Source organism: Sinorhizobium sp. NFACC03 (assembly GCF_900103435.1).
Taxonomy (GTDB): Bacteria; Pseudomonadota; Alphaproteobacteria; order Rhizobiales; family Rhizobiaceae; genus Ensifer.
On record NZ_FMXF01000002.1, the window covers coordinates 255,190 to 275,497 of the forward strand.

Below are 20,308 nucleotides of genomic sequence, written 5' to 3' on the forward strand. Positions count from 1 at the left end.
GGGCGATTCTGAAGACCCCGCAGGAAGGCATGCCATGCAGTCGACAATCGTGATGGTCAATCTTTTTGGAGCAGTCGCGCTGCTGCTCTTCGGTCTGTCGCTCGTCAAGGATGGCGTGACACGCGCCTTCGGTGCGCGCTTGCGCGCCGGTCTCGCCCAAGGAACCAACGGGGCCGTGCGCTCTTTCGCGACCGGACTTGTCGCAACGCTGGCCCTGCAGAGTTCGACGGCCACCGCCTTGATGACCGCTTCCTTCGTGGAGAAGGGGCTCGTGCGCTCGCGCATGGCGCAGATCGTTCTTCTCGGCGCCAATGTCGGAACCGCCATGACCGCCTGGATCGTCGCGACCGGCATCGAGTGGCTGTCGCCGCTCGTGATCCTCGTCGGCGTGGTTCTGCACCGTGCCAGCCGCTCGAATGCCCGCCAGGGTCTCGGGGCGGCCCTTGTCGGCATCGGCCTCATGCTGCTGTCGTTGCATCTGCTGGGCTCGGCGACCGAGCCGATGCGTGATTCTCCGGCGCTCGCCGCCTTTCTCGGCATGCTCGACAGCGCCTGGCCCGTCGCGCTCATCATATCTGCTGGGCTTGCCTTCGCTTCGTCTTCGAGCCTGGCGGTCGTCATGCTGGTCCTGTCGCTTTCGTCCGCGGGCATTCTCACGGTGGGGCTGACGGTGGCGCTCGTGCTTGGCGCGAATCTGGGAGGAGCGATCCCGCCGGTCATGGCGACCCTGGCTTCTGCCCCGTCCGCGCGCCGCGTCACTCTCGGCAATCTCGTCATTCGTGCGGTCGGCTGTTTGATCGCGCTGCCGCTGACCAGCATGAGCGTCGAATTTCTGCAGAGCCTGCCGCTGCCGCGCCAAAACCTGCCCGTGGATATCCACCTTGCCTTCAATCTCGCCGTCGCGATCCTCGCCTGGCCTTTTGCCGGCCTGTTGTCGCAATTGATGGTTCGCTTCATTCCCGATACGGAGACGGAAGAGAGCGGGCCGCGCTATCTCGATGAAAATGCCCTGCACACGCCGGTCATGGCGCTTTCCGGAGCGACCCGGGAGGTGCTGCGTGTGGGCGACCTGGTCGAGATGATGCTGATGCGCGCAGCCAATGCCTTCGAGAACAACGATCTTTCCGGTATTCGCGACATCGCCAAGTTCGAAAAACAGGTCGACCAGCTGCAACAGGAAGTGAAGATCTTTCTGTCGCGCTTGGGGCGCGATGGTTTGAGCCAGGAGGACGGTCGGCGCTCGATCGTCATCATCGACTACGCCATCAACCTCGAACATATGGGCGACATCATCGAGAAGGGGCTCTGCGAGGAGATCGCCAAGAAGGTCAACAACGGTCTGAAGTTCTCGGAGGAAGGTTATCAGGAGCTGAAAAGCCTGTTCAATCTTACGATCGACAATCTTCGCGTTGCCCAATCCATCTTCGTCAGTCGCAATGCCGATCTCGCCCGCCAGCTCATCGAGGTGAAGGTGAGCGTTCGCCACATGGAGAAGCGTTCGGCCGAGCGGCACATCGAGCGGTTGCGCGACGGGCTGGTTCAAAGCCTGCAGACCAGTTCGCTGCATCTCGACATGCTGCGCGATCTCAAGCGCGTCAACGCGCATATCGCGTCCGTCGCCTATCCGATCCTGGAGGAGAGCGGGCTTTTGACCGAAAGCCGACTGCGGCCAGAGGCCTAATCGTCAGATCTCAAGAGCCACTGGCGGCGGGCGCCGCGGCCTTTAATTCGTTGCGGATGAAGGCGTCATAACATTTCGTCAGCATCACTCGGGTGTGGCCGGGCTCGAGGCTCGGCTGATAGAGCGAAAGCAGCATGCGGTTTACGTTGGTGACCGGACAAGTCGGCACGAGCGCGATGTCGAGTGACCGGATGGCGGCGCGGACATTTTCATCCGGCGGAGGGATTGCGCGGAACGGATCGGCACCGATGGCGACATGTTCCGGCGCGCGGCGATCCATCAGCCAGGGAAAAGGATTGGTGAAATCGATGTTGAGGATCGTCTCGAAACGCACGCCGTTTGCCGCTTCATAGGTATGCATCGCCTCGATGGCTTCATCCACATTCTTCAGCCAGCCGGCCTGGAAATCGAAATCGCTGTAAAGCAGGAAAGACGGCAACTCGCCGGCATCCGCCAAGGCATCGAATGTGGGGCGATGCGCCGCATAGATATCGCGCAGGCGCTCGGCGCGCAGTGCGAGAATCGGCCGGAAATTGACTGCCCCCATCGTTTTGAGGTTTCGGCTCTCGAGCGGCACATTGTTGACGGCGCCGATCCAGGCGCGAGCGCTCTTTTGAACAATGGCGGTGGCCGGCGGCAGGGCCGCCGCCAGGGCAAGAATGGCCACTGTGATCGCACGTGGCTTGGGCGCGGCACCGCTGACCGCGTCGACGACGATCTTGAGCAGCAAAGGCAGCAGAAAGATAAAGGCCTGGCTGCCGGTGTTCTGGCTTTCGAAAAGAATGCCGGCGAAAACGAAGGCCGCCAGCCAAAGGAACGATTGGTCGAAAACGTCCGCGAGTACCGATGCAGAGGGGTTCCCGCCAAGCTGTCGCAAGGACCGCGCAAAGGATAGGAGGTGCGCCACGAAAAGCACCAGCGCGAGCAGTCCGGCCGGAATCAGCAGGCCGGCATTGAGCGACGCTGCCTGCAGCAGACGCGGCAACAGGCTGCCGTCATTGACGGCCAGCAGCGCAAGGATGTCGTCGATATAGGCAGACACCGCGCCCATCGAAATCTCGACCACGCCTAGCACGGCGAAGAACAGCAACGCTGCGGCTACCGCTGATTTGAAGGGGATACGGCCTGCAGCAAATGCCATCAGGCAAAGAACCGTGCCGGCGATAACGCCCGTGATCTTCACGAAAAAGAGAGCGGCCATCGCCCCTGCAACGACGACCACGAGAATACGACGGTCGCGAACATGAACCAATGCCGCTGCCAGCACGTAGAGGAGCTGGCAGACCTGGCGGTTGTAGATGCCGAAGCCATCGGAGCCGGGGTAGGGGTAGAAATCGCCGGTGTTGAACGGCAGCACCGAGAAGACCAGGAACGGCAGCAGGATCGCATAGGCCAGGAGCGCCGAGCGCTTTTGCACGTCGAAGACGACGAGCGCGATCGCCGGCCCGGTGACGAGCAGCAAACACCAACTCGCCAGCAACAACGGCTGGCCGTTGGGAAAGATGCCCTGCAGACCCGTGAACAGGTAGTAGCCAAGCGCGCCAACGGGGGTGAAGAAGTCGACGGACGGCACTTGCCCGTCTTGTATGCGGTTGGCGGCATCGAGGTAAAGGTAGTGATCCCAGAACATCGGGCCGATCGGTTGCGGGATCGTGATGGAGAGCAGGAGCGCGAGCACGCCGAGGGTGACGACAAGCAAGAACAATGGTGAGCGGACGAAGGTAAGGGCCACGCTCACCTGTCGTGCCTGTACATACAGTTCGGTGCGGCTATGCATTGCGGTTTCGTTCCCCCCGGGGAGCGATGCACCCGCACTGCTTGCTGACACAGGCTCCGCGCCTTCTTATGCCATCATCCGGTTTTAAGCCGGTTAATGCGACGTGATTGTGAGAATTATGCTTCTCGCAATATCTTGGCGATACCAGAGCGCCGAATCGTGCGTGATTTTGTACTTGAGGCGATTTCGATTTAAGAAATTGTGCAGGAGGCGTCGGCCTCGGAAAGACCAAGGAGACTATTGTATGGAACGGACGTGCCTGGCCATCATTCTGGCTGCGGGTGAAAGCACGCGGATGAAATCGTCCATGTCGAAGGTGCTGCATCCGGTCGCCGGCCGGCCGATGATCGCTCATGTCGTCCAGGCGCTGGCAAGCGCTTCGATTTCCGATATTGCCCTGGTGGTCGGTCGCGATGCGGAATCGGTTTCGGCGGCGGCCGATGTCGGCGGCGTGTCGGTCTCGTCCTATCTGCAGAAGGAACGGCTGGGCACGGGTCATGCAGTGCTGGCCGCGCGTGACGCTATAGCGAAAGGCTATGACGATATTCTCGTCGTCTTCGGTGATACGCCGCTGATCACGCCGGAGCCGCTGAAGGCCGCCCGTGATGGCCTTGCCGCCGGCAACGACGTGGTGGTGATCGGCTTTGAGGCGGCGGATCCGAGCGGCTATGGCCGCCTGATCGTCAAGGACGGTGCCTTGCTCGCCATTCGCGAACACAAGGATGCGACCGAAGAAGAGCGCCGCATCACCTATTGCAACGGCGGACTGATGGCGATCGACGGCCGCAAGGCGCTCGATCTGCTCGGACGCATCGGCAATGCCAACGTCAAGGGCGAATATTACCTGACGGATCTCGTCGAGATCGTGCGCGAGATCGGCGGACGGGCGATCGCCGTCGAGGCGCCTGAGGAGGAGCTGACCGGCTGCAATACGCGTGCCGAACTCGCCTTCATCGAGCGGCTCTGGCAGCAGCGGCGGCGCCACGAACTGATGTTGTCGGGCGTATCGATGATCGCACCGGAAACGGTGTTCCTCGCCTGGGATACCGTGCTTGAGCAGGATGTGTTGATCGAGCCGAATGTCGTCTTCGGTCCCGGCGCGCGCGTCGAGAGCGGCGCGATCATCCACGCTTTCTCGCATGTCGAGGGCGCGACGGTCCGGGCAGGGGCGACTGTTGGTCCCTTTGCTCGGCTGCGCCCGGGCGCCGATCTCGGCGAAAAGTCCAAGGTCGGCAATTTCTGCGAGGTCAAGAAGGCGGAGATCGGCGCCGGCGCCAAGGTCAACCACCTGACCTATATCGGCGACGCCTTCGTCGGCGCGCGTTCGAACATCGGGGCCGGTACGATCACCTGCAACTACGATGGCGTGAACAAGCATGAGACCCGGATTGGCGAAAATGCCTTCATCGGGTCGAATTCGTCGCTGGTCGCACCGGTGACGATCGGCGATGGGGCTTTGGTTGCCTCGGGCAGCGTGATTACCGAGGACGTTCCGGCAGATGCCGTTGCCTTCGGCCGCGCGCGCCAGGAGATCAAGCCGGGTCGGGCGCGGCTGCTGCGCGAGCGCTACCAGGCTGTGAAGGCAGCCAAGAAAGCTGCGAAAACGGCCGAGTAGATCTACGGCGCCGCGCGCCTAATCGGATGCGCAAAGGTCGCTGTGGCGCTTTGATTACTGCATGTTTTCTTGCCTGAATCGGCTGCGATTCAAGGAAGCCTGCAGAGCGTTAAATACTGAAACCGAAAGTGAAATCGGGGCGGATTGCCTCGCCCGACAAATGCTTTACCAAGGCAGCGCAACGGGCGGGACATCCGCCCTCATCGGCTGAGGCGCCACGACGGGCGCGGGGACAAATCGGAGACGACTATGTGCGGTATTGTTGGCATCGTTGGCAACCAGCCGGTATCGGAGCGCCTGGTCGATGCGCTGAAGCGCCTCGAATACCGCGGCTATGATTCCGCCGGCGTTGCGACCATCAATGGTGGAGCGTTGGAGCGCCGGCGTGCCGAGGGCAAACTCGTCAATCTCGAGATCCGGCTTCGCGAAGAGCCGCTCGCCGGCACGATCGGCATTGCGCACACGCGTTGGGCAACCCACGGCGCGCCGACAGAGCGCAACGCCCATCCGCACTTCACCGACGGTGTCGCCGTCGTCCACAACGGCATCATCGAGAACTTCGCGGATTTGAAGGACGAACTGATTGCCGACGGCGCCAAGTTCGAGACGGACACCGACACCGAGGTCGTGGCACATCTGCTCTCCAGGTTCCGCCGCGAGGGCCTTGGCCGGCGCGAGGCGATGCATGCGATGCTGAAGCGGGTCACCGGCGCCTATGCGCTCGCCGTGCTCTTTGAGGACGACCCGTCGACGATCATGGCGGCGCGCAACGGACCGCCGCTGGCGATCGGCCACGGCAAGGGCGAGATGTTCCTCGGCTCCGACGCGATCGCGCTTGCGCCCTTCACCAACGAGATCACCTATCTGATCGATGGCGACTGGGCGGTGATCGGCGCAAACGGCGTGCATATCTTCGATCTCGCCGGCAATGCCGTCGACCGTCCGCGGCAGATCTCGTCGGCCGCCGCCTATATGATCGACAAGGGCAACCACCGGCATTTCATGGAGAAGGAGATCTATGAGCAGCCGGAGGTGATCGCGCACGCGCTCAGTCACTACGTCGATTTTGCCGGCAACCGCATCAAGGCACTCGGCGGCACGATCGATTTTGCCAAGGTCCCGAGTCTCGCAATCTCCGCTTGCGGCACGGCCTATCTCGCCGGCCTCGTCGGCAAGTACTGGTTCGAACGCTATGCCCGCCTGCCGGTGGAAATCGACGTCGCTTCCGAGTTCCGCTATCGCGAAATCCCGTTGTCGGCGCAGTCGGCAGCACTGTTCATCTCGCAGTCGGGCGAAACCGCCGACACGCTTGCCTCGCTGCGCTACTGCAAGGAGCTGGGCTTAAAGATCGGCGCCGTCGTCAATACGCGCGAATCGACGATCGCCCGCGAGTCCGACGCCGTGTTCCCGATCCTCGCCGGTCCGGAGATCGGTGTGGCCTCCACCAAGGCCTTCACCTGCCAGCTCGCGGTGCTGGCGTCGCTCGCGATCGGCGCCGGACGCGCCCGCGGCACGCTCAGTGCAGACGAGGAGCAGGTGCTGGTTCGCTACCTCTCGGAAATGCCGCGTATCATGGGCCAGGTGTTGAATGCCATCCAGCCGCAGATCGAGCTTCTGTCGCGCGAGTTGTCGAAGTGCCGCGACGTGCTCTATCTCGGGCGCGGCACCAGCTTCCCGCTGGCGATGGAAGGCGCGCTGAAGCTCAAGGAAATCTCCTATATCCACGCCGAAGGTTATGCCGCCGGCGAGCTGAAGCATGGACCGATCGCGCTGATCGACGAAAACATGCCGGTCATCGTCATTGCGCCGCACGACCGCTTCTATGAGAAGACGGTTTCCAACATGCAGGAAGTGGCCGCGCGCGGTGGCCGCATCATCCTGATCACCGACGAGAAGGGGGCTGCCGCCTCCAAGCTTGAGACGATGGCGACGATCGTGCTGCCTGACGTCGACGAGGTCGTCGCGCCGATGATCTTTTCTCTGCCGATCCAGCTGCTTGCCTACCACACCGCGGTGTTCATGGGCACCGACGTTGACCAGCCCCGCAACCTCGCCAAATCGGTGACCGTTGAGTGATCTACGTCCGGCATGAGCGCCCAGGAGATGATAAGGGGATCCGCGAGGTGACCGCGGCCGCCTTCGAAGGGCATCCGCACAGTGATCAGAGCGAGCCCCTCATCATCGAACGCCTGCGCGAAGCCGGGGCGCTGAGCGTGTCATTGGTTGCCGAGATGAACGACGAGATTGTCGGGCACGTCGCCTTCTCGCCCGTCACTCTGACGCCGGCAGAATCCGGCTGGTTCGGGCTTGGGCCAGTGTCGGTCAAGCCGGACGTTCAGGCACAGGGCATCGGCAGGCAGTTGATCCGCGAGGGCCTCGAATGGCTGCGTGCGGAGGGTGCCTCTGGCTGCGTCGTCGTCGGCGATCCTGCCTATTATCAAAAGTTCGGTTTCCACAACGAATCGGCTCTTGTATTCCCCGGTTGTGCGCCGCAATATTTTATGGCGCTGGCTCTTTCCAGCGCGATGGCGGCTGGCACGGTCGCCTATCATCCGGCCTTTGGGGCCGAGTGAGGTTAAGACGGAAGAAGCATGACGGAACACTCAAAACGCGGCTATATCGGCACCCGGCTGCGCAACTATTTCCTGACCGGCCTGATCATCTGCGCACCGGTGGCGATCACCGTTTGGCTCGTGCGCACGTTTATCGATTGGGCCGATGGGTGGGTGAAGCCGTATCTGCCGAATTTCTATAATCCGGACACCTATTCGCCCGTCGCCATTCCAGGGTTCGGGTTGCTCATCGCCATTTTCGTGATCACGTTTGTCGGCTTCATGACCGCAAACCTCGTCGGTCGGTCGATCGTCAATCTCGCCGAATCCCTGGTCAATCGCACGCCGCTCGTCCGTACGATCTATAAATCCACGAAACAGATTTTCCAGACGGTGCTGCAGGAGCAGTCTTCCTCCTTCAAGAAGGCCGGGCTGATCGAGTATCCGAGCCCCGGCCTTTGGTCGCTCGTGTTCATCGCGACCGACGTTAAGGGCGAGATCGCATCCAAGTTCGACGATCGTGGCATGGATATGGTGGCGGTCTTCCTGCCGCCGACTCCGATCCCCACCGCCGGCTTTCTGCTGTTTGTTGAGCGCGACAAGATCATCCCGCTCGAGATGAGCGCGGAAGATGCAGCCAAGCTGCTGATTTCCGGCGGCTTGGTGACGCCGGACTACAAGCCGCTCGCCAACGCGCCGCTGAAGATCAGCCAGCAGAAAACCGCCTGACATCGAGGCACACTTCGGGACGGAAACCGGCTCACGCTTTCTCGCCTCTAGCCGGCGCGCAGGAAGCGGATCGCCTCGTCGCGTCGGTAGAGATAGAGCAGCGTCCGGAGTGCTTCACCGCGTTCCGACGTCAGATCCGGGTCGCGCTCGATCACATAGGCGGCGTCCTTCCGCGCGATTTCCAACAGGTCGCCATGGGCTTCCAGGCTGGCGATGCGGAAGCCCGGCGTGCCCGACTGGCGTGTGCCGAGCAACTCGCCTTCGCCGCGCAGCTTCAAGTCTTCCTCGGCGATCAGGAAGCCGTCCTCGCTGTCGCGCAGGATCGAGAGCCGTGATCGGCCATTTTCGCTGAGCGGTCCCTTGTAGAGCAGGATGCAGGTCGAAGCCTCATCGCCCCGGCCAACGCGGCCGCGCAATTGATGAAGCTGGGCAAGGCCGAAGCGTTCCGCATGTTCGATCACCATGATCGTCGCATCGGGCACGTCGACGCCGACTTCCACGACGGTGGTGGCGACCAGCAAGCGGATCTCGCCATTCTTGAAGGCGAGCATGACGGCATCTTTCTCCGCCCCATTCATGCGACCGTGTACGAGGCCGACAGTGTTGCCGAAGCGTTTGGCGAGGCCTTCGTACCTCTCTTCCGCCGACATGACGTCGACTGCTTCCGACTCCTCGACAAGCGGGCAGATCCAATAGGCCTTCTTGCCTTCGCGAAGCGCTGCATCCAGCCGATCGACGATATCGCCGGTACGCTCCGTCGGGATCGTCACGGTCTGGATCGGCTTACGCCCGGCAGGCTTCTCAGTGAGCTTCGAGACATCCATGTCGCCAAAGGCCGCGAGCACCAACGTACGCGGGATCGGGGTCGCCGTCATGACGAGCATATGCGGCGAGATTCCCTTGGCGGTCAGCCGCAGGCGCTGGTGAACGCCGAAACGATGCTGCTCGTCCACCACCGCCAGCGTCAGCTCCTTGTAGTTCACCGTATCCTGGAAAAGTGCGTGCGTGCCGATCACCATCCGCGTCTCGCCGGATGCGATGCGATCAAGGATGGCATCGCGTTCCTTGCCCTTGGTGCGGCCGGTCAGGACGTCAATCGTGATGCCGGCCGGAGCGGCCATCCTGGCAAGGGTCGCATGGTGTTGCCGGGCGAGGATTTCCGTCGGTGCCATCAGCACGGCCTGGCCGCCGGATTCGACCGCTGCGAGCATCGCCATCAGCGCCACCATCGTCTTGCCGGAGCCGACGTCGCCCTGCAGCAGCCGCAGCATGCGTTCGGTGCCTGCCATGTCCTTGAGGATATCGGCAATAGCCGTGGACTGGCTCGCCGTCAACGAAAAGGGAAGGGCGTCGATGACCGGCCGGGAGAGAGCGCCGGTGGCGTTAACCGGAATACCAGCGACCTTGCGCAGACGTTGTCGGACGAGCGCCAATGACAGTTGCCCGGCCAGAAATTCGTCATAGGCCAGGCGGCGGCGCGCGGGTGCCTGGGGATCGATATCAGTTGCATCCCGGGGATCATGCAGCGCTCGGAAACTCTCGGCCGCACTGGCGAAGCCCTGCTTGGCGAGCAGCGCATCGTCCCCCCATTCCGGCATTTCCGGGACCCGGGCGACGGCCGCCTCGATCGACTTGCGCAATGTCCGGGGCGAAAGTCCGGCGGTCAGACCATAGACCGGCTCGACCAGCGGCAGGTTTTCCGCCTCGCTTGCACGGACCGCGTAGTCCGGATGGACCATCGAGGGCCGGCCGTTGAACCAGTCGACCTTGCCGCTGACGATCACCGTCTCATCCACCGGCAACGATTTCTCCAGCCAATTGCCCTTGACCCGGAAGTAGGTGAGCGCCAGTTCGCCGGTTTCGTCATGCAGGAAGACACGATAGGGCAGATTGGGTTTGCCGCGCGGCGGTGGCTGATGGCGATCGACCCGGCCGGTAATGGTGACGATTACCCCTTGCGGCGCATGGGCAATGCCGGGCTGCTGGCGACGGTCGATCAGCGAATGCGGCGCATGGAAGACAAGATCGACGACACGGCAATCCTCGATCGTTTCGCGGCCGAGCAGCTTGGCATAGAGCTCGCCGATCTTCGGGCCGATGCCGGGAAGCGTGTCGAGCGGTGAGAAGAGCGGGTCGAGCAGGGCGGGACGCATGGTGATAAAATTGCGATGATAAATCGGGCTTTGGCAAGGCTGACAATCACCAATTCAGAGTTTATAGAGCCCATTGACGACAAACCGTAGCCTAGAGCGTCCCGCTTTCAAGTGGTATCACTGAAGGCGACAAGGTGCTCTGGAATCAAAGTGCTGGAGCGTCCCTCGCGTGTTCGTTCGAATGCGCGGCGCTCTCCTGCATGTTTCCTTTCTCCCTAAATCCAATCCGGTTTAGGGACAAAAACATGCAGCAATCTAAAGTGCTACAGCGACTTTCGTGCGCCTTGGAAGACGCGCGGCGCGGTAGCGGGCGGCAGGAAGGAAATTCCATGACGGGCATCTCACGCACCAGCGCCGATCTCGATCCGCGGCGACGGCGGATCCTGTTCCGCGCCTGGCATCGCGGCATCCGCGAGATGGACCTGATCCTCGGGCAGTTTGCAGAGGCCGAGCTTTCGGTGCTTTCCGAAGTGGAGCTCGATGAACTCGAGACGATCATGCGCGAAGAGGACAATGATCTCGTCAGGTGGATCACCGGTGAACAACCTCTGCCCGCTCGCTATCAGACGCCGATGTTCGAGCGCATTGCCGCCTATCGTCCGGATTTCGACAAGCTTCCCGAAGGGATGAAATAGAGCGATGATGCTGGTTGGCCTTGATCCGAAGAAGATTGTCGAAGCACAACGAGAGATCACGATCGGCCCGGTTCCATCAGGCGCCGAGGCACTGGTTCTCGCCGAGCTCGCGCGGGCGGGCCAGCCGGTCGCCTATATTCTCTCGGATGGTCAACGGATCGCGGATCTTGAGCAGGTTCTCGGCTTCGTGGCACCCGATATCCCGGTATTGACGCTGCCGGGCTGGGACTGCCTTCCCTATGACCGCGTGTCGCCAAGCGCCGACACGTCAGCGCGGCGTCTCGCGGCGCTCAGTGCGCTCATCGCGCACAAGAAGAAACCGCATGCAGCGCTCGTGCTGGTGACGGTCAACGCTGCCCTGCAGAAGATCTCGCCGCAGAATGTGATCGAGAGTCTGGCGTTTTCGGCCCGCCCGGGCAACCAGGTGCGCATGGATGACATCGCGATGCGGCTCGAGCGCAATGGTTTCGAGCGGGTCGCGACGGTGCGCGAAGTCGGTGAATATGCCGTGCGTGGCGGCATCCTCGATGTCTTCGTGCCCGGCAGCGGCGAGCCGCTGCGCCTCGACTTCTTCGGCGATACGTTGGAGTCCATCCGCTCCTTCGATCCCGCAAGCCAGCGCACGACCGGCCAGGTCCGCTCCCTCGATCTCAACCCGATGAGCGAGGTATCGCTGACGCCGGAGACGATCAGCCATTTCCGCAAGCAGTATCTGTCGCTTTTCGGCGCGACGACCCGCGACGATGCGCTCTACCAGGCCGTATCCGAAGGGCGGCGCTACGCCGGCATGGAGCATTGGCTGCCGCTCTTTTATGACGGGCTGGAGACGGTCTTCGACTATCTCCATGGTTTCCGCATCGTCACGGATCATCTGGCGCGCGAAGCTGCGGCCGAACGCTCGAAGCTCATTCTCGACTATTACGATGCCCGTCTGGCATCGGCCTCTCCCGGCAAGTCGCAGACGACCCAGGGCACGCCCTATAAGCCGGTTCCGCCGGAACTGCTCTATCTGAATTCGCAGGGCTTCAATGCTGCGCTGACCTCGCGCGACGCCATTCGTCTGTCTCCGTTCAACGAGCATGAAGGCGAAGCCCGCCAGGTGATATCGGTCGACGCGCGTCAGGGCATGCGCTGGGCCAAGTCGGCGGGCGAGGGCGAGACCGATAGCGAACGCGTCAATGTCTTCGACCAGGCGATCAAGTACATTGCCGAGCGGCGCTCGAAGGGCGCCAAGGTGGTCATTTCGGGCTGGAGCGAGGGATCGCTGGACCGCCTGTTGCAGGTGCTTGCCGAGCACGGACTCGGCAACATCAAGCCGATCAAGGCGCTGGCCGAGGTCAAGAGCCTGAAGCCGGGCGAGGCGGGATCGACCGTCCTCAGCATCGAAGCCGGTTTCGAGACAGGTGATCTCGTGATCATAGGCGAACAGGATATCCTGGGCGACCGCATGGTACGTCGTTCGAGGCGCCGCAAGCGCGGGGCCGACTTCATCGCCGAAGTCGCGGGCCTCGACGAGGGCAGTTACGTCGTGCATGCCGAACACGGCATTGGCCGGTTTGTCGGCTTGCGCACCATCGAAGCCGTCGGCGCACCGCATGATTGCCTCGAGCTCGTCTATGCCGACAATGCCAAGCTGTTCCTGCCGGTCGAAAACATCGAGCTTCTGTCGCGCTATGGAGCAGAAGGGACCGATGCGATCCTCGACAAGCTTGGTGGCGTTGCCTGGCAGGCACGCAAGGCCAAGCTCAAGAAGCGCCTGCTGGACATGGCAGGCGGTCTCATCCGCATCGCCGCCGAACGCCACACGCGTCGGGCGCCGGTTCTCGCCGCTCAGGATGGCGTTTATGACGAATTCGCCGCGCGCTTCCCCTATGACGAGACCGAGGACCAGCTGAACTCGATCGAGGCGGTGCGCGACGATCTCGGCAGCGGCCGCCCCATGGACCGCCTCGTCTGCGGCGACGTCGGCTTCGGCAAGACAGAAGTTGCACTACGTGCCGCCTTCATCGCGGCGATGAACGGCGTACAGGTTGCCGTCGTCGTGCCGACGACGCTGCTGGCGCGCCAGCATTTCAAGACCTTCTCCGAGCGTTTCCGCGGTCTGCCGATCCGCATCCAGCAGGCATCCCGCCTCGTTGGATCGAAGGAATTGGCGTTGACCAAGAAGGAGGTGGCGGACGGAAAGACCGACGTCGTCGTCGGCACCCACGCGCTGCTTGGCACGTCGGTCAATTTCGCCAATCTCGGCCTTCTGATCATCGACGAAGAGCAACACTTTGGCGTCAAGCACAAGGAGCGGCTGAAGGAGCTGAAGTCGGATGTCCACGTGCTGACCCTTTCGGCAACGCCGATCCCGCGCACGCTGCAACTGGCGCTAACCGGCGTGCGCGAACTGTCGCTGATCACCACGCCGCCGGTCGACCGCATGGCAGTTCGCACCTTCATTTCTCCCTTCGATGCGCTGGTGATCCGCGAAACGCTGATGCGTGAGCACTATCGCGGCGGCCAGAGCTTCTACGTCTGCCCGCGCCTGAGTGACCTCTCGGAGATCCACGACTTCCTGAAATCCGACGTTCCGGAGCTGAAGGTGGCGGTTGCTCACGGCCAGATGCCGGCAACCGAGCTCGAAGACATCATGAACGCCTTCTACGACGGGCGTTACGACGTGCTGCTGTCGACGACGATCGTCGAATCCGGTCTCGACGTCCCGACGGCCAATACGCTGATCGTGCACCGCGCCGACATGTTCGGACTTGCCCAGCTCTACCAGCTGCGCGGCCGCGTCGGTCGCTCGAAGGTGCGCGCCTTCGCGCTGTTCACCCTGCCGGTCAACAAGACGCTGACGGGAACCGCCGAACGACGGCTGAAGGTGCTGCAGTCGCTCGACACGCTCGGTGCCGGCTTCCAGCTGGCGAGCCACGACCTCGATATCCGCGGCGCCGGCAACCTGCTCGGCGAGGAACAGTCGGGCCATATCAAGGAGGTCGGCTTCGAGCTCTACCAGCAGATGCTGGAAGAGGCGGTCGCCGAGCTCAAGGGTGAAGAAGAAATCCACGATACCGGTTGGTCGCCGCAGATCTCGGTCGGAACCCCGGTCATGATCCCGGAACACTACGTGCCGGATCTGCATCTGAGGCTCGGTCTCTATCGCCGCCTCGGGGAACTGACGGATCTCAAGGAGATCGACGGCTTCGGCGCCGAAATGATCGACCGCTTCGGTCCGCTGCCGATCGAGGTCCAGCACCTCCTCAAGATCGTCTACATCAAGTCGCTCTGCCGTACGGCGAATGTCGAGAAGCTCGATGCCGGGCCGAAGGGTGTCGTCGTACAGTTCCGCAACAAGGAATTCCCGAATCCGGCGGCACTCGTCGGTTACATCGCCAAGCAGGGTACGCTTGCGAAGATCCGGCCGGACCACAGCATCTTCTTCCAAAGGGAACTGGCAACGCCGGAGAAGCGTCTTTCGGGCGCTGCGATGGTGATGACGCAGCTCGCGGGGTTGGCGAAATAGCCTATGCCAGGCATCGAGCGCTGCCGCGTGATGCGGCAGCGTCAGCGGCGGATCAGTTCGGCTTGCCGCTTGCCTTCATCTCGGCGATTTCGCGCAGCGCATTCGTCAACACGTCGACGGATTGCGCTCCCATCACGGCATATTGCCCTTCGAGGATGAAGCAGGGGACACCGGTCACGCCCATCTCGCGGGCCATGCCGACCTCTTCCTTGACCGCGTCCTTGTCTGCGTCGGAGGTCAGCAGCGCAGCGATGACGGGACGGTCGAGACCGGCCTTCTCGGCGATATCCAGCAGCACGGCGTGATCGCCGACATTGCGGCCTTCCTCGAAGTTCGCCTTGAACAGCATGCCGACGACGGCCGTCTGCGCTGCCTCGCCGTTGGTCGCAGCCCAGCGGACGAGCCGATGCGCGTCGAGCGTGTTCGGGCTGATCTTCACGGCGTCAAAGTCGAAGGCGATGCCCTCGGCGTTTCCGAGTTCGCGCAGCATATCATGGGCGCGATCGACGGCCGCCTGGCCGCCGAGCTTTGCCGCCAGGTGCTGCTTGTGGTCGACGCCTTCCGGCGGCAGGTCGGGATTGAGCTGATAGGGACGCCAGTTGACGGTGACGAGCACGTCCGGGACGTTGGCGATCGCCTGATCCAGTCTTGCCTTGCCCAGATAGCACCAGGGGCAGACGACGTCCGAGACGATATCGATGCTGACGGTTTGCATGGTGCGGGTGCCTTTCCTTGTTTTGGTATGTCGGCGAGATAAGCCGGTTTTATCCGGCTTTCAATGCGTTACCAAAAGGGAACCAACCCTCTATTGGGCGTTTTGATCCCACCAGGCCGGAAGCTGATAGCCATAAAGCGGCAACACATCGGGGCGGCCGATGTGCTTGCGTCGGGCAACCCACTGTGCGTCCAGATGATAGAGCGGCACCAGATAGGAATTGTTGATCAGCAGTCGGTCGTGGGCGCGCACGGCAGCCGTAAAATCCTCGGTCGTGCGGGCCTGGAGAATATTGTTGATCATGCGGTCGACATCCTTGTCGGCAACGCCGGCAAAGTTGTCGCTGCCCTGCCGATCCCGCGACTGGGAGGACCAGCGCCCGGCCTGTTCGATGCCGGGTGACAACGTCGACGGGAAGGACTTGATGATCACGTCATAATCGAAGGACTGGCTGCGCTGCTGGTATTGCGAATCGTCGACGGTGCGCACCGACACCTGGATGCCCAGTGGCGCGAGGAAGCGCTGGTAGGCGAGGGCGATCTTTTCCTGGCCCGCGTTCTGGCTCATGATTTCGAAGGCGAGCGGCGCGCCCTTGGCGTCCACCATCTTGCCGTCCTTGATCTGGAAGCCCGCCTCTCGCATCAGCGAGACGGCGACGCGCAGCACGTTGCGATCACGCCCTGAGGCGTCGGTCACCGGCAGCCGGTAGGTGCCATCGAGGATTGCCGGATTGATGCGATCGCGCGCATCGCCGATGAGGCCGAGTTCACGGTCGTCTGCCGGTGCGCCGAGGAAACTCAGCGTCGAGTTCTGCCAATAGCTCTGGGTGCGCGTATAGGCACCATCGAAGAGGTTCTTGTTCACCCACTCGAAGTCGAACACCAGCGCCAGACCCTGGCGGAGCTTGAGATTGTCGAACATCGGCTTGCGGGTATTGAACACGATGCCGAGCATGCCCGAGGGCGTTTTCGGCTTGAAGGTCTCCTTGACGACGTCGCCGGAGCGGACCGCCGGGAAATCGTAGCCGCGTGCCCACTTGGTGGCGCTGCCTTCCGGATAAATGTCGATCTCGCCCTTCTTGAACGCCTCGAACAGCGAATTTTCTTGGAGGAAGTATTCGACCGAGATCTCGTCGTAATTATCCTGGCCGACCTTCGACGGCAGGTCCTTCGCCCAGTAATCCGGGTTTCTCTTGTAGACGATGCGTTCGCCAGGCTTCACTTCGGCGACGCGATAGGGGCCGGAACCGAGCGGCGGTTTCAAGCTCGTCTGGTCGAAGCTTGCAACGTCGATGGCGTGTTTCGGCAGGACCGGCGAGAGGCCGAGCAGCAGCGGAAGCTCGCGGTCGGCTTCTTCGGTGAAGGTGAAGCGTACGCTGCGGTCACCGACCTTCTCCATCTTCGCCACCTTGGCCAGGCGGTTGCTGAAGGGGACACGTCCCTTGTCGCGCATCAGTTCGAAGCTGAAGATCACGTCTTCAGCGGTGACCGGCTGCCCATCGGCCCAGCGGGCGTTGGGGTTGAGGTTGAACTGGATGAAGGTCCGGTCGTCATCCCATTCAGCCGATTCGGCGAGCAGGCCGTACATGGTGAAGGCTTCGTCGCGCGAGCGCTGCATCAGCGATTCGTAGACGAGGTTGCCGTATTCCGGGTCCCACATGCCGCGCGCTGTCGTGCGCATGCTTTTCAGAATGAAGGGATTGAGGCTGTCGAAGCCGCCGACGACGCCGTAGGCGATCTTCCCGCCCTTTTTCACGTTCGGATTGACGTAGGGGAAGTTCTTGAAATCGGCCGGCAGCGCCGGCTCGCCGTGCATGGCAATGGCATGCACGGGCGCGGCTACCGCACCATTGCCGAACGAAGTGACGGTCATGAGCAAAGCCAGACCGGAAAGAAATGCACGCAAAGTCACCTCCCGTGAAGGGGTATCAACAGGCCGATTCCCTGAACGTTACCAATGGAGACCGATGAATCCAACCGATCAGCCGCCCAAATTCCGCCCAGTAGTAAGTCAAAAAATGACAGGAAACACTGGATAATCGAAGCGAGCCAATGTAACAGGTGTTTCCGGAAACGGGGTCATGCATTTGCCTTATTTGGCCAACAGGACAACGGCGGCTGACGATACTCACCTGCGGAACGAACTGTTCCGTTACCGGATTTCAGGAGACGGAATCACAATGATCTTCAAGTCGAATTTTACCAAACGCTCGGGTATGGCAGCGCTGGCGCTCTCTGTAGCTGCTGCGGGCGTACCGAGTGTTGCATCCGCCCAGCAGGCGGGTGGCAAGCCGCCGCAGGGCTGGTTCAAGATCTGCACCAAGCAGGAAGACAATGACGTCTGCATCGTCCAGAACCTCCTGACCGCAAACAACGGCCAGCTCGTGACTGCTGTCGGCCTCATCACCGTAAGCGGCAAGGTCAACCGCAAGGTCCTGCAGGTTTCCGTACCGTCCGCACGCCTCATCCCGACGGGCGTCCAGATGCAGATCGACGGCGGCAAGCCGGTGAAGCTCGACTACGCAATCTGCATGCCGGACAAGTGCGTCGCCGAAGCGCCGCTGTCCGACCAGCTGATCGCCAGCCTGAAGAAGGGCAACGAGGTGGTCTTCACCTCGGTCAACTTCCAGCGCGCTCCGAACCCGATCAAGATGGCCCTCACGGGCTTCACCGGTATCTTCGACGGCGAGCCGATCGAGCAGTCGCAGCTCGAAGAGCGTCAGCGCCTTCTGCAGGAAGAAATGCAGAAGAAGGCGGAAGACGCCCGCAAGAAGCTCGAAGAAGCCCAGAAGGCTGCCAAGAAGAACTAAGCGATCTCTCGCTATCCCTAAAAGAAACGCCCGGACCTAGCGTCCGGGCGTTTTTATTTGTCCGGGGCGAAAAGCCCTAGTGACGGAAAGCCGCCTTGGGCCTGTAGTGGCCGACGCCGTCCTTGTCGAACAGGGCATCGACTTGGGCGTGGCGCATCGGCCGGTCGCTGTCGTCGAACTCCAGGTTCTGCTCGGAAACGTAGGCGACATACTCGCTGTCGTCGTTTTCGGCGAACAGATGGTAGAAGGGTTGATCCTTGCTCGGGCGGATCTCCTGCGGAATGGCGTTCCACCATTCTTCGGTGTTGGCGTATTCCGGATCGACGTCGAAAATGACGCCTCGGAACGGGAAAATCCGATGGCGAACCACCTGTCCGATCTCGAATTTGGCGTTTCTTTGTTTCATGACGCAACACATCCTTTCAGGAGATTATCTGGGTTGGCGAACCCAAAACATCAATAGGGATCTCCCTTCCGCCCGGCGCTGGACAATCGCGCTAGCTGAGATAGACGCGCACAAGTTGCCGTCAACATAATATCACACAATTCGGCAAAGCGTGCCGCCCACCGCAAAGGTGCGGCGTTTCCACGAGCGCGAGCATCAGTCGAAAAAGAAAGGCCGGCGACCTCGAGCGAGGCGCCGGCCTTCTGCATTGGGTGCTTAGCCGGAAGAGGTGTTGCTACCGGCCTGCATGGTCTTAGACCGAGTAGTACATGTCGTACTCGACCGGATGCGGCGTCATTTCGAAGCGCATCACTTCCTGCATCTTCAGTTCGATGAAGGAATCGATCTGGTCGTCGTCGAACACGCCGCCGGCCGTCAGGTACTTGCGGTCCTTGTCGAGGCTTTCGAGCGCTTCGCGCAGCGAGCCGCAAACCGTCGGGATCTTCTTCAGCTCCTTCGGCGGCAGGTCGTAGAGGTCCTTGTCCATGGCCTTGCCCGGATGCAGCTTGTTCTTGATGCCGTCGAGGCCGGCCATCAGCATGGCTGCGAAGGCGAGGTAGGGGTTCGCGGTCGGGTCCGGGAAGCGGACTTCAACGCGCTTGGCCTTCGGGTTCGTGCCGAACGGAATGCGGCAGGAAGCCGAGCGGTTGCGTGCCGAATAGGCGAGCAGAACCGGTGCTTCGTAGCCCGGGACGAGACGCTTGTAGGAGTTCGTCGACGGGTTGGTGAAGGCATTCAGCGACTTGGCGTGCTTGATGATGCCGCCGATGAAGTAGAGGCAGGTTTCCGACAGGCCGGCATATTCGTCGCCTGCGAAGGTCGGCTTGCCGTCCTTCCAGATCGACAGGTGTACGTGCATGCCCGAACCGTTGTCGCCGAAGATCGGTTTCGGCATGAAGGTTGCCGTCTTGCCGTAGGCGTTGGCGACTTGGTGCACGACGTACTTGTAGATCTGCATCTTGTCGGCGTTGCGCACCAGCGCGTCGAACTTGACGCCGAGCTCGTGCTGGGCGGCGGCCACTTCGTGGTGATGCTTTTCGACCGTTACGCCCATTTCGGACAGAACCGTCAGCATTTCCGAGCGCATGTCCTGGCAGCTGTCGATCGGCGGAACCGGGAAATAGCCACCCTTGACGCGCGGGCGGTGGCCGAGGTTGCCGGTCTCATAGTCGGTGTCGTCGTTCGACGGCAGTTCCGAGGAGTCGAGCTTGAAGCCGGTGTTGTACGGATCGGCCTTGTACTTGACGTCGTCGAAGACGAAGAATTCGGCTTCCGGGCCGACGAAGACGGTGTCGCCGATACCCGATGCCTTGAGGTAGGCTTCCGCCTTCTTGGCCGTGCCGCGCGGGTCGCGGTTATAGGATTCGCCCGAAACCGGATCGAGAATGTCGCAGATGATGACCATCGTCGACTGCGCGAAGAACGGGTCCATATGCGCTGTTTCCGGATCGGGCATCAGCACCATGTCGGACTCGTTGATGGCCTTCCAGCCGCCAATCGAGGAGCCGTCGAACATGACGCCATCGGCGAACATGTCTTCGTCGACGCAGACCACATCCATCGTTACGTGCTGCAGCTTGCCCTTGGGATCGGTAAAGCGCAGGTCGACGAACTTGACGTCGTTGTCCTTGATTTGCTTCAGAATATCGCTTGCAGTCGTCATTTGCCGTTATTCCCTGTGTGAGA

General features: G+C 61.7%; 14 protein-coding genes. 8 read left to right on the forward strand and 6 right to left on the reverse strand.

What is annotated here, in order from left to right:
- Positions 1–34: 34 nt before the first annotated feature.
- On the forward strand, positions 35–1,681 hold the full coding sequence (locus BLU35_RS06635; RefSeq protein WP_065373715.1) for a Na/Pi cotransporter family protein: 1,647 nt from the start codon (positions 35–37) through the stop codon (positions 1,679–1,681).
- A gap of 10 nt (positions 1,682–1,691) precedes the next feature.
- On the opposite strand, the gene BLU35_RS06640 is transcribed toward BLU35_RS06635, so the two are convergent.
- The gene (locus BLU35_RS06640) at positions 1,692–3,458 is read right to left on the reverse strand and encodes a hypothetical protein (protein WP_093232454.1); all 1,767 of its coding nucleotides are present in this window, start codon (positions 3,456–3,458) and stop codon (positions 1,692–1,694) included.
- A gap of 244 nt (positions 3,459–3,702) precedes the next feature.
- Here BLU35_RS06640 and glmU point away from each other — a divergent pair, with 244 nt between their 5' ends.
- From glmU to BLU35_RS06660, 4 genes are all read left to right on the forward strand, one after another.
- The gene (gene glmU / locus BLU35_RS06645; protein ID WP_093232455.1) at positions 3,703–5,073 is read left to right on the forward strand and encodes a bifunctional UDP-N-acetylglucosamine diphosphorylase/glucosamine-1-phosphate N-acetyltransferase GlmU; all 1,371 of its coding nucleotides are present in this window, start codon (positions 3,703–3,705) and stop codon (positions 5,071–5,073) included.
- A 249-nt stretch (positions 5,074–5,322) separates the two neighbouring features.
- Positions 5,323–7,149 (forward strand): glutamine--fructose-6-phosphate transaminase (isomerizing), encoded by a 1,827-nt coding sequence (gene glmS / locus BLU35_RS06650; protein WP_093232456.1) that lies wholly within the window; start codon positions 5,323–5,325, stop codon positions 7,147–7,149.
- Positions 7,149–7,646 (forward strand): GNAT family N-acetyltransferase, encoded by a 498-nt coding sequence (locus BLU35_RS06655; RefSeq protein ID WP_093232483.1) that lies wholly within the window; start codon positions 7,149–7,151, stop codon positions 7,644–7,646. The genes glmS and BLU35_RS06655 overlap by 1 nt, the downstream gene beginning before the upstream one ends.
- Positions 7,647–7,664: 18 nt before the next feature.
- A complete protein-coding gene (locus BLU35_RS06660; RefSeq protein WP_093232457.1) occupies positions 7,665–8,354 on the forward strand; it encodes a DUF502 domain-containing protein in 690 nt (229 codons plus the stop codon).
- Positions 8,355–8,401: 47 nt separating this feature from the next.
- Here the strand turns inward: BLU35_RS06660 and recG are convergent, their stop codons facing one another.
- A complete protein-coding gene (gene recG / locus BLU35_RS06665; RefSeq protein WP_093232458.1) occupies positions 8,402–10,507 on the reverse strand; it encodes an ATP-dependent DNA helicase RecG in 2,106 nt (701 codons plus the stop codon).
- 329 nt (positions 10,508–10,836) lie between these two features.
- Here recG and BLU35_RS06670 point away from each other — a divergent pair, with 329 nt between their 5' ends.
- Together BLU35_RS06670 and mfd are read left to right on the forward strand one after the other, a co-directional pair.
- The gene (locus tag BLU35_RS06670; RefSeq protein WP_058328186.1) at positions 10,837–11,142 is read left to right on the forward strand and encodes an FAD assembly factor SdhE; all 306 of its coding nucleotides are present in this window, start codon (positions 10,837–10,839) and stop codon (positions 11,140–11,142) included.
- 7 nt (positions 11,143–11,149) lie between these two features.
- The gene (gene mfd, locus BLU35_RS06675) at positions 11,150–14,653 is read left to right on the forward strand and encodes a transcription-repair coupling factor (protein WP_093232484.1); all 3,504 of its coding nucleotides are present in this window, start codon (positions 11,150–11,152) and stop codon (positions 14,651–14,653) included.
- Positions 14,654–14,705: 52 nt separating this feature from the next.
- Here the strand turns inward: mfd and BLU35_RS06680 are convergent, their stop codons facing one another.
- Both BLU35_RS06680 and BLU35_RS06685 read right to left on the reverse strand, forming a co-directional pair.
- The gene (locus tag BLU35_RS06680; RefSeq protein WP_058322468.1) at positions 14,706–15,368 is read right to left on the reverse strand and encodes a DsbA family oxidoreductase; all 663 of its coding nucleotides are present in this window, start codon (positions 15,366–15,368) and stop codon (positions 14,706–14,708) included.
- A gap of 90 nt (positions 15,369–15,458) precedes the next feature.
- Positions 15,459–17,240, reverse strand: coding sequence for an extracellular solute-binding protein (locus BLU35_RS06685; RefSeq protein ID WP_176907140.1), 1,782 nt, complete (start codon positions 17,238–17,240; stop codon positions 15,459–15,461).
- Positions 17,241–17,547: 307 nt separating this feature from the next.
- On the opposite strand from BLU35_RS06685, the gene BLU35_RS06690 reads away from it, so the two are divergent.
- On the forward strand, positions 17,548–18,177 hold the full coding sequence (locus BLU35_RS06690) for an invasion associated locus B family protein (RefSeq protein WP_058322469.1): 630 nt from the start codon (positions 17,548–17,550) through the stop codon (positions 18,175–18,177).
- Positions 18,178–18,253: 76 nt separating this feature from the next.
- Here the strand turns inward: BLU35_RS06690 and hspQ are convergent, their stop codons facing one another.
- Complete coding sequence (gene hspQ, locus BLU35_RS06695; RefSeq protein WP_057255944.1) at positions 18,254–18,583, reverse strand: heat shock protein HspQ; 330 nt, start codon at positions 18,581–18,583, stop codon at positions 18,254–18,256.
- Positions 18,584–18,875: 292 nt separating this feature from the next.
- Complete coding sequence (glnA, locus tag BLU35_RS06700; RefSeq protein WP_057255946.1) at positions 18,876–20,285, reverse strand: type I glutamate--ammonia ligase; 1,410 nt, start codon at positions 20,283–20,285, stop codon at positions 18,876–18,878.
- Positions 20,286–20,308: the final 23 nt, after the last annotated feature.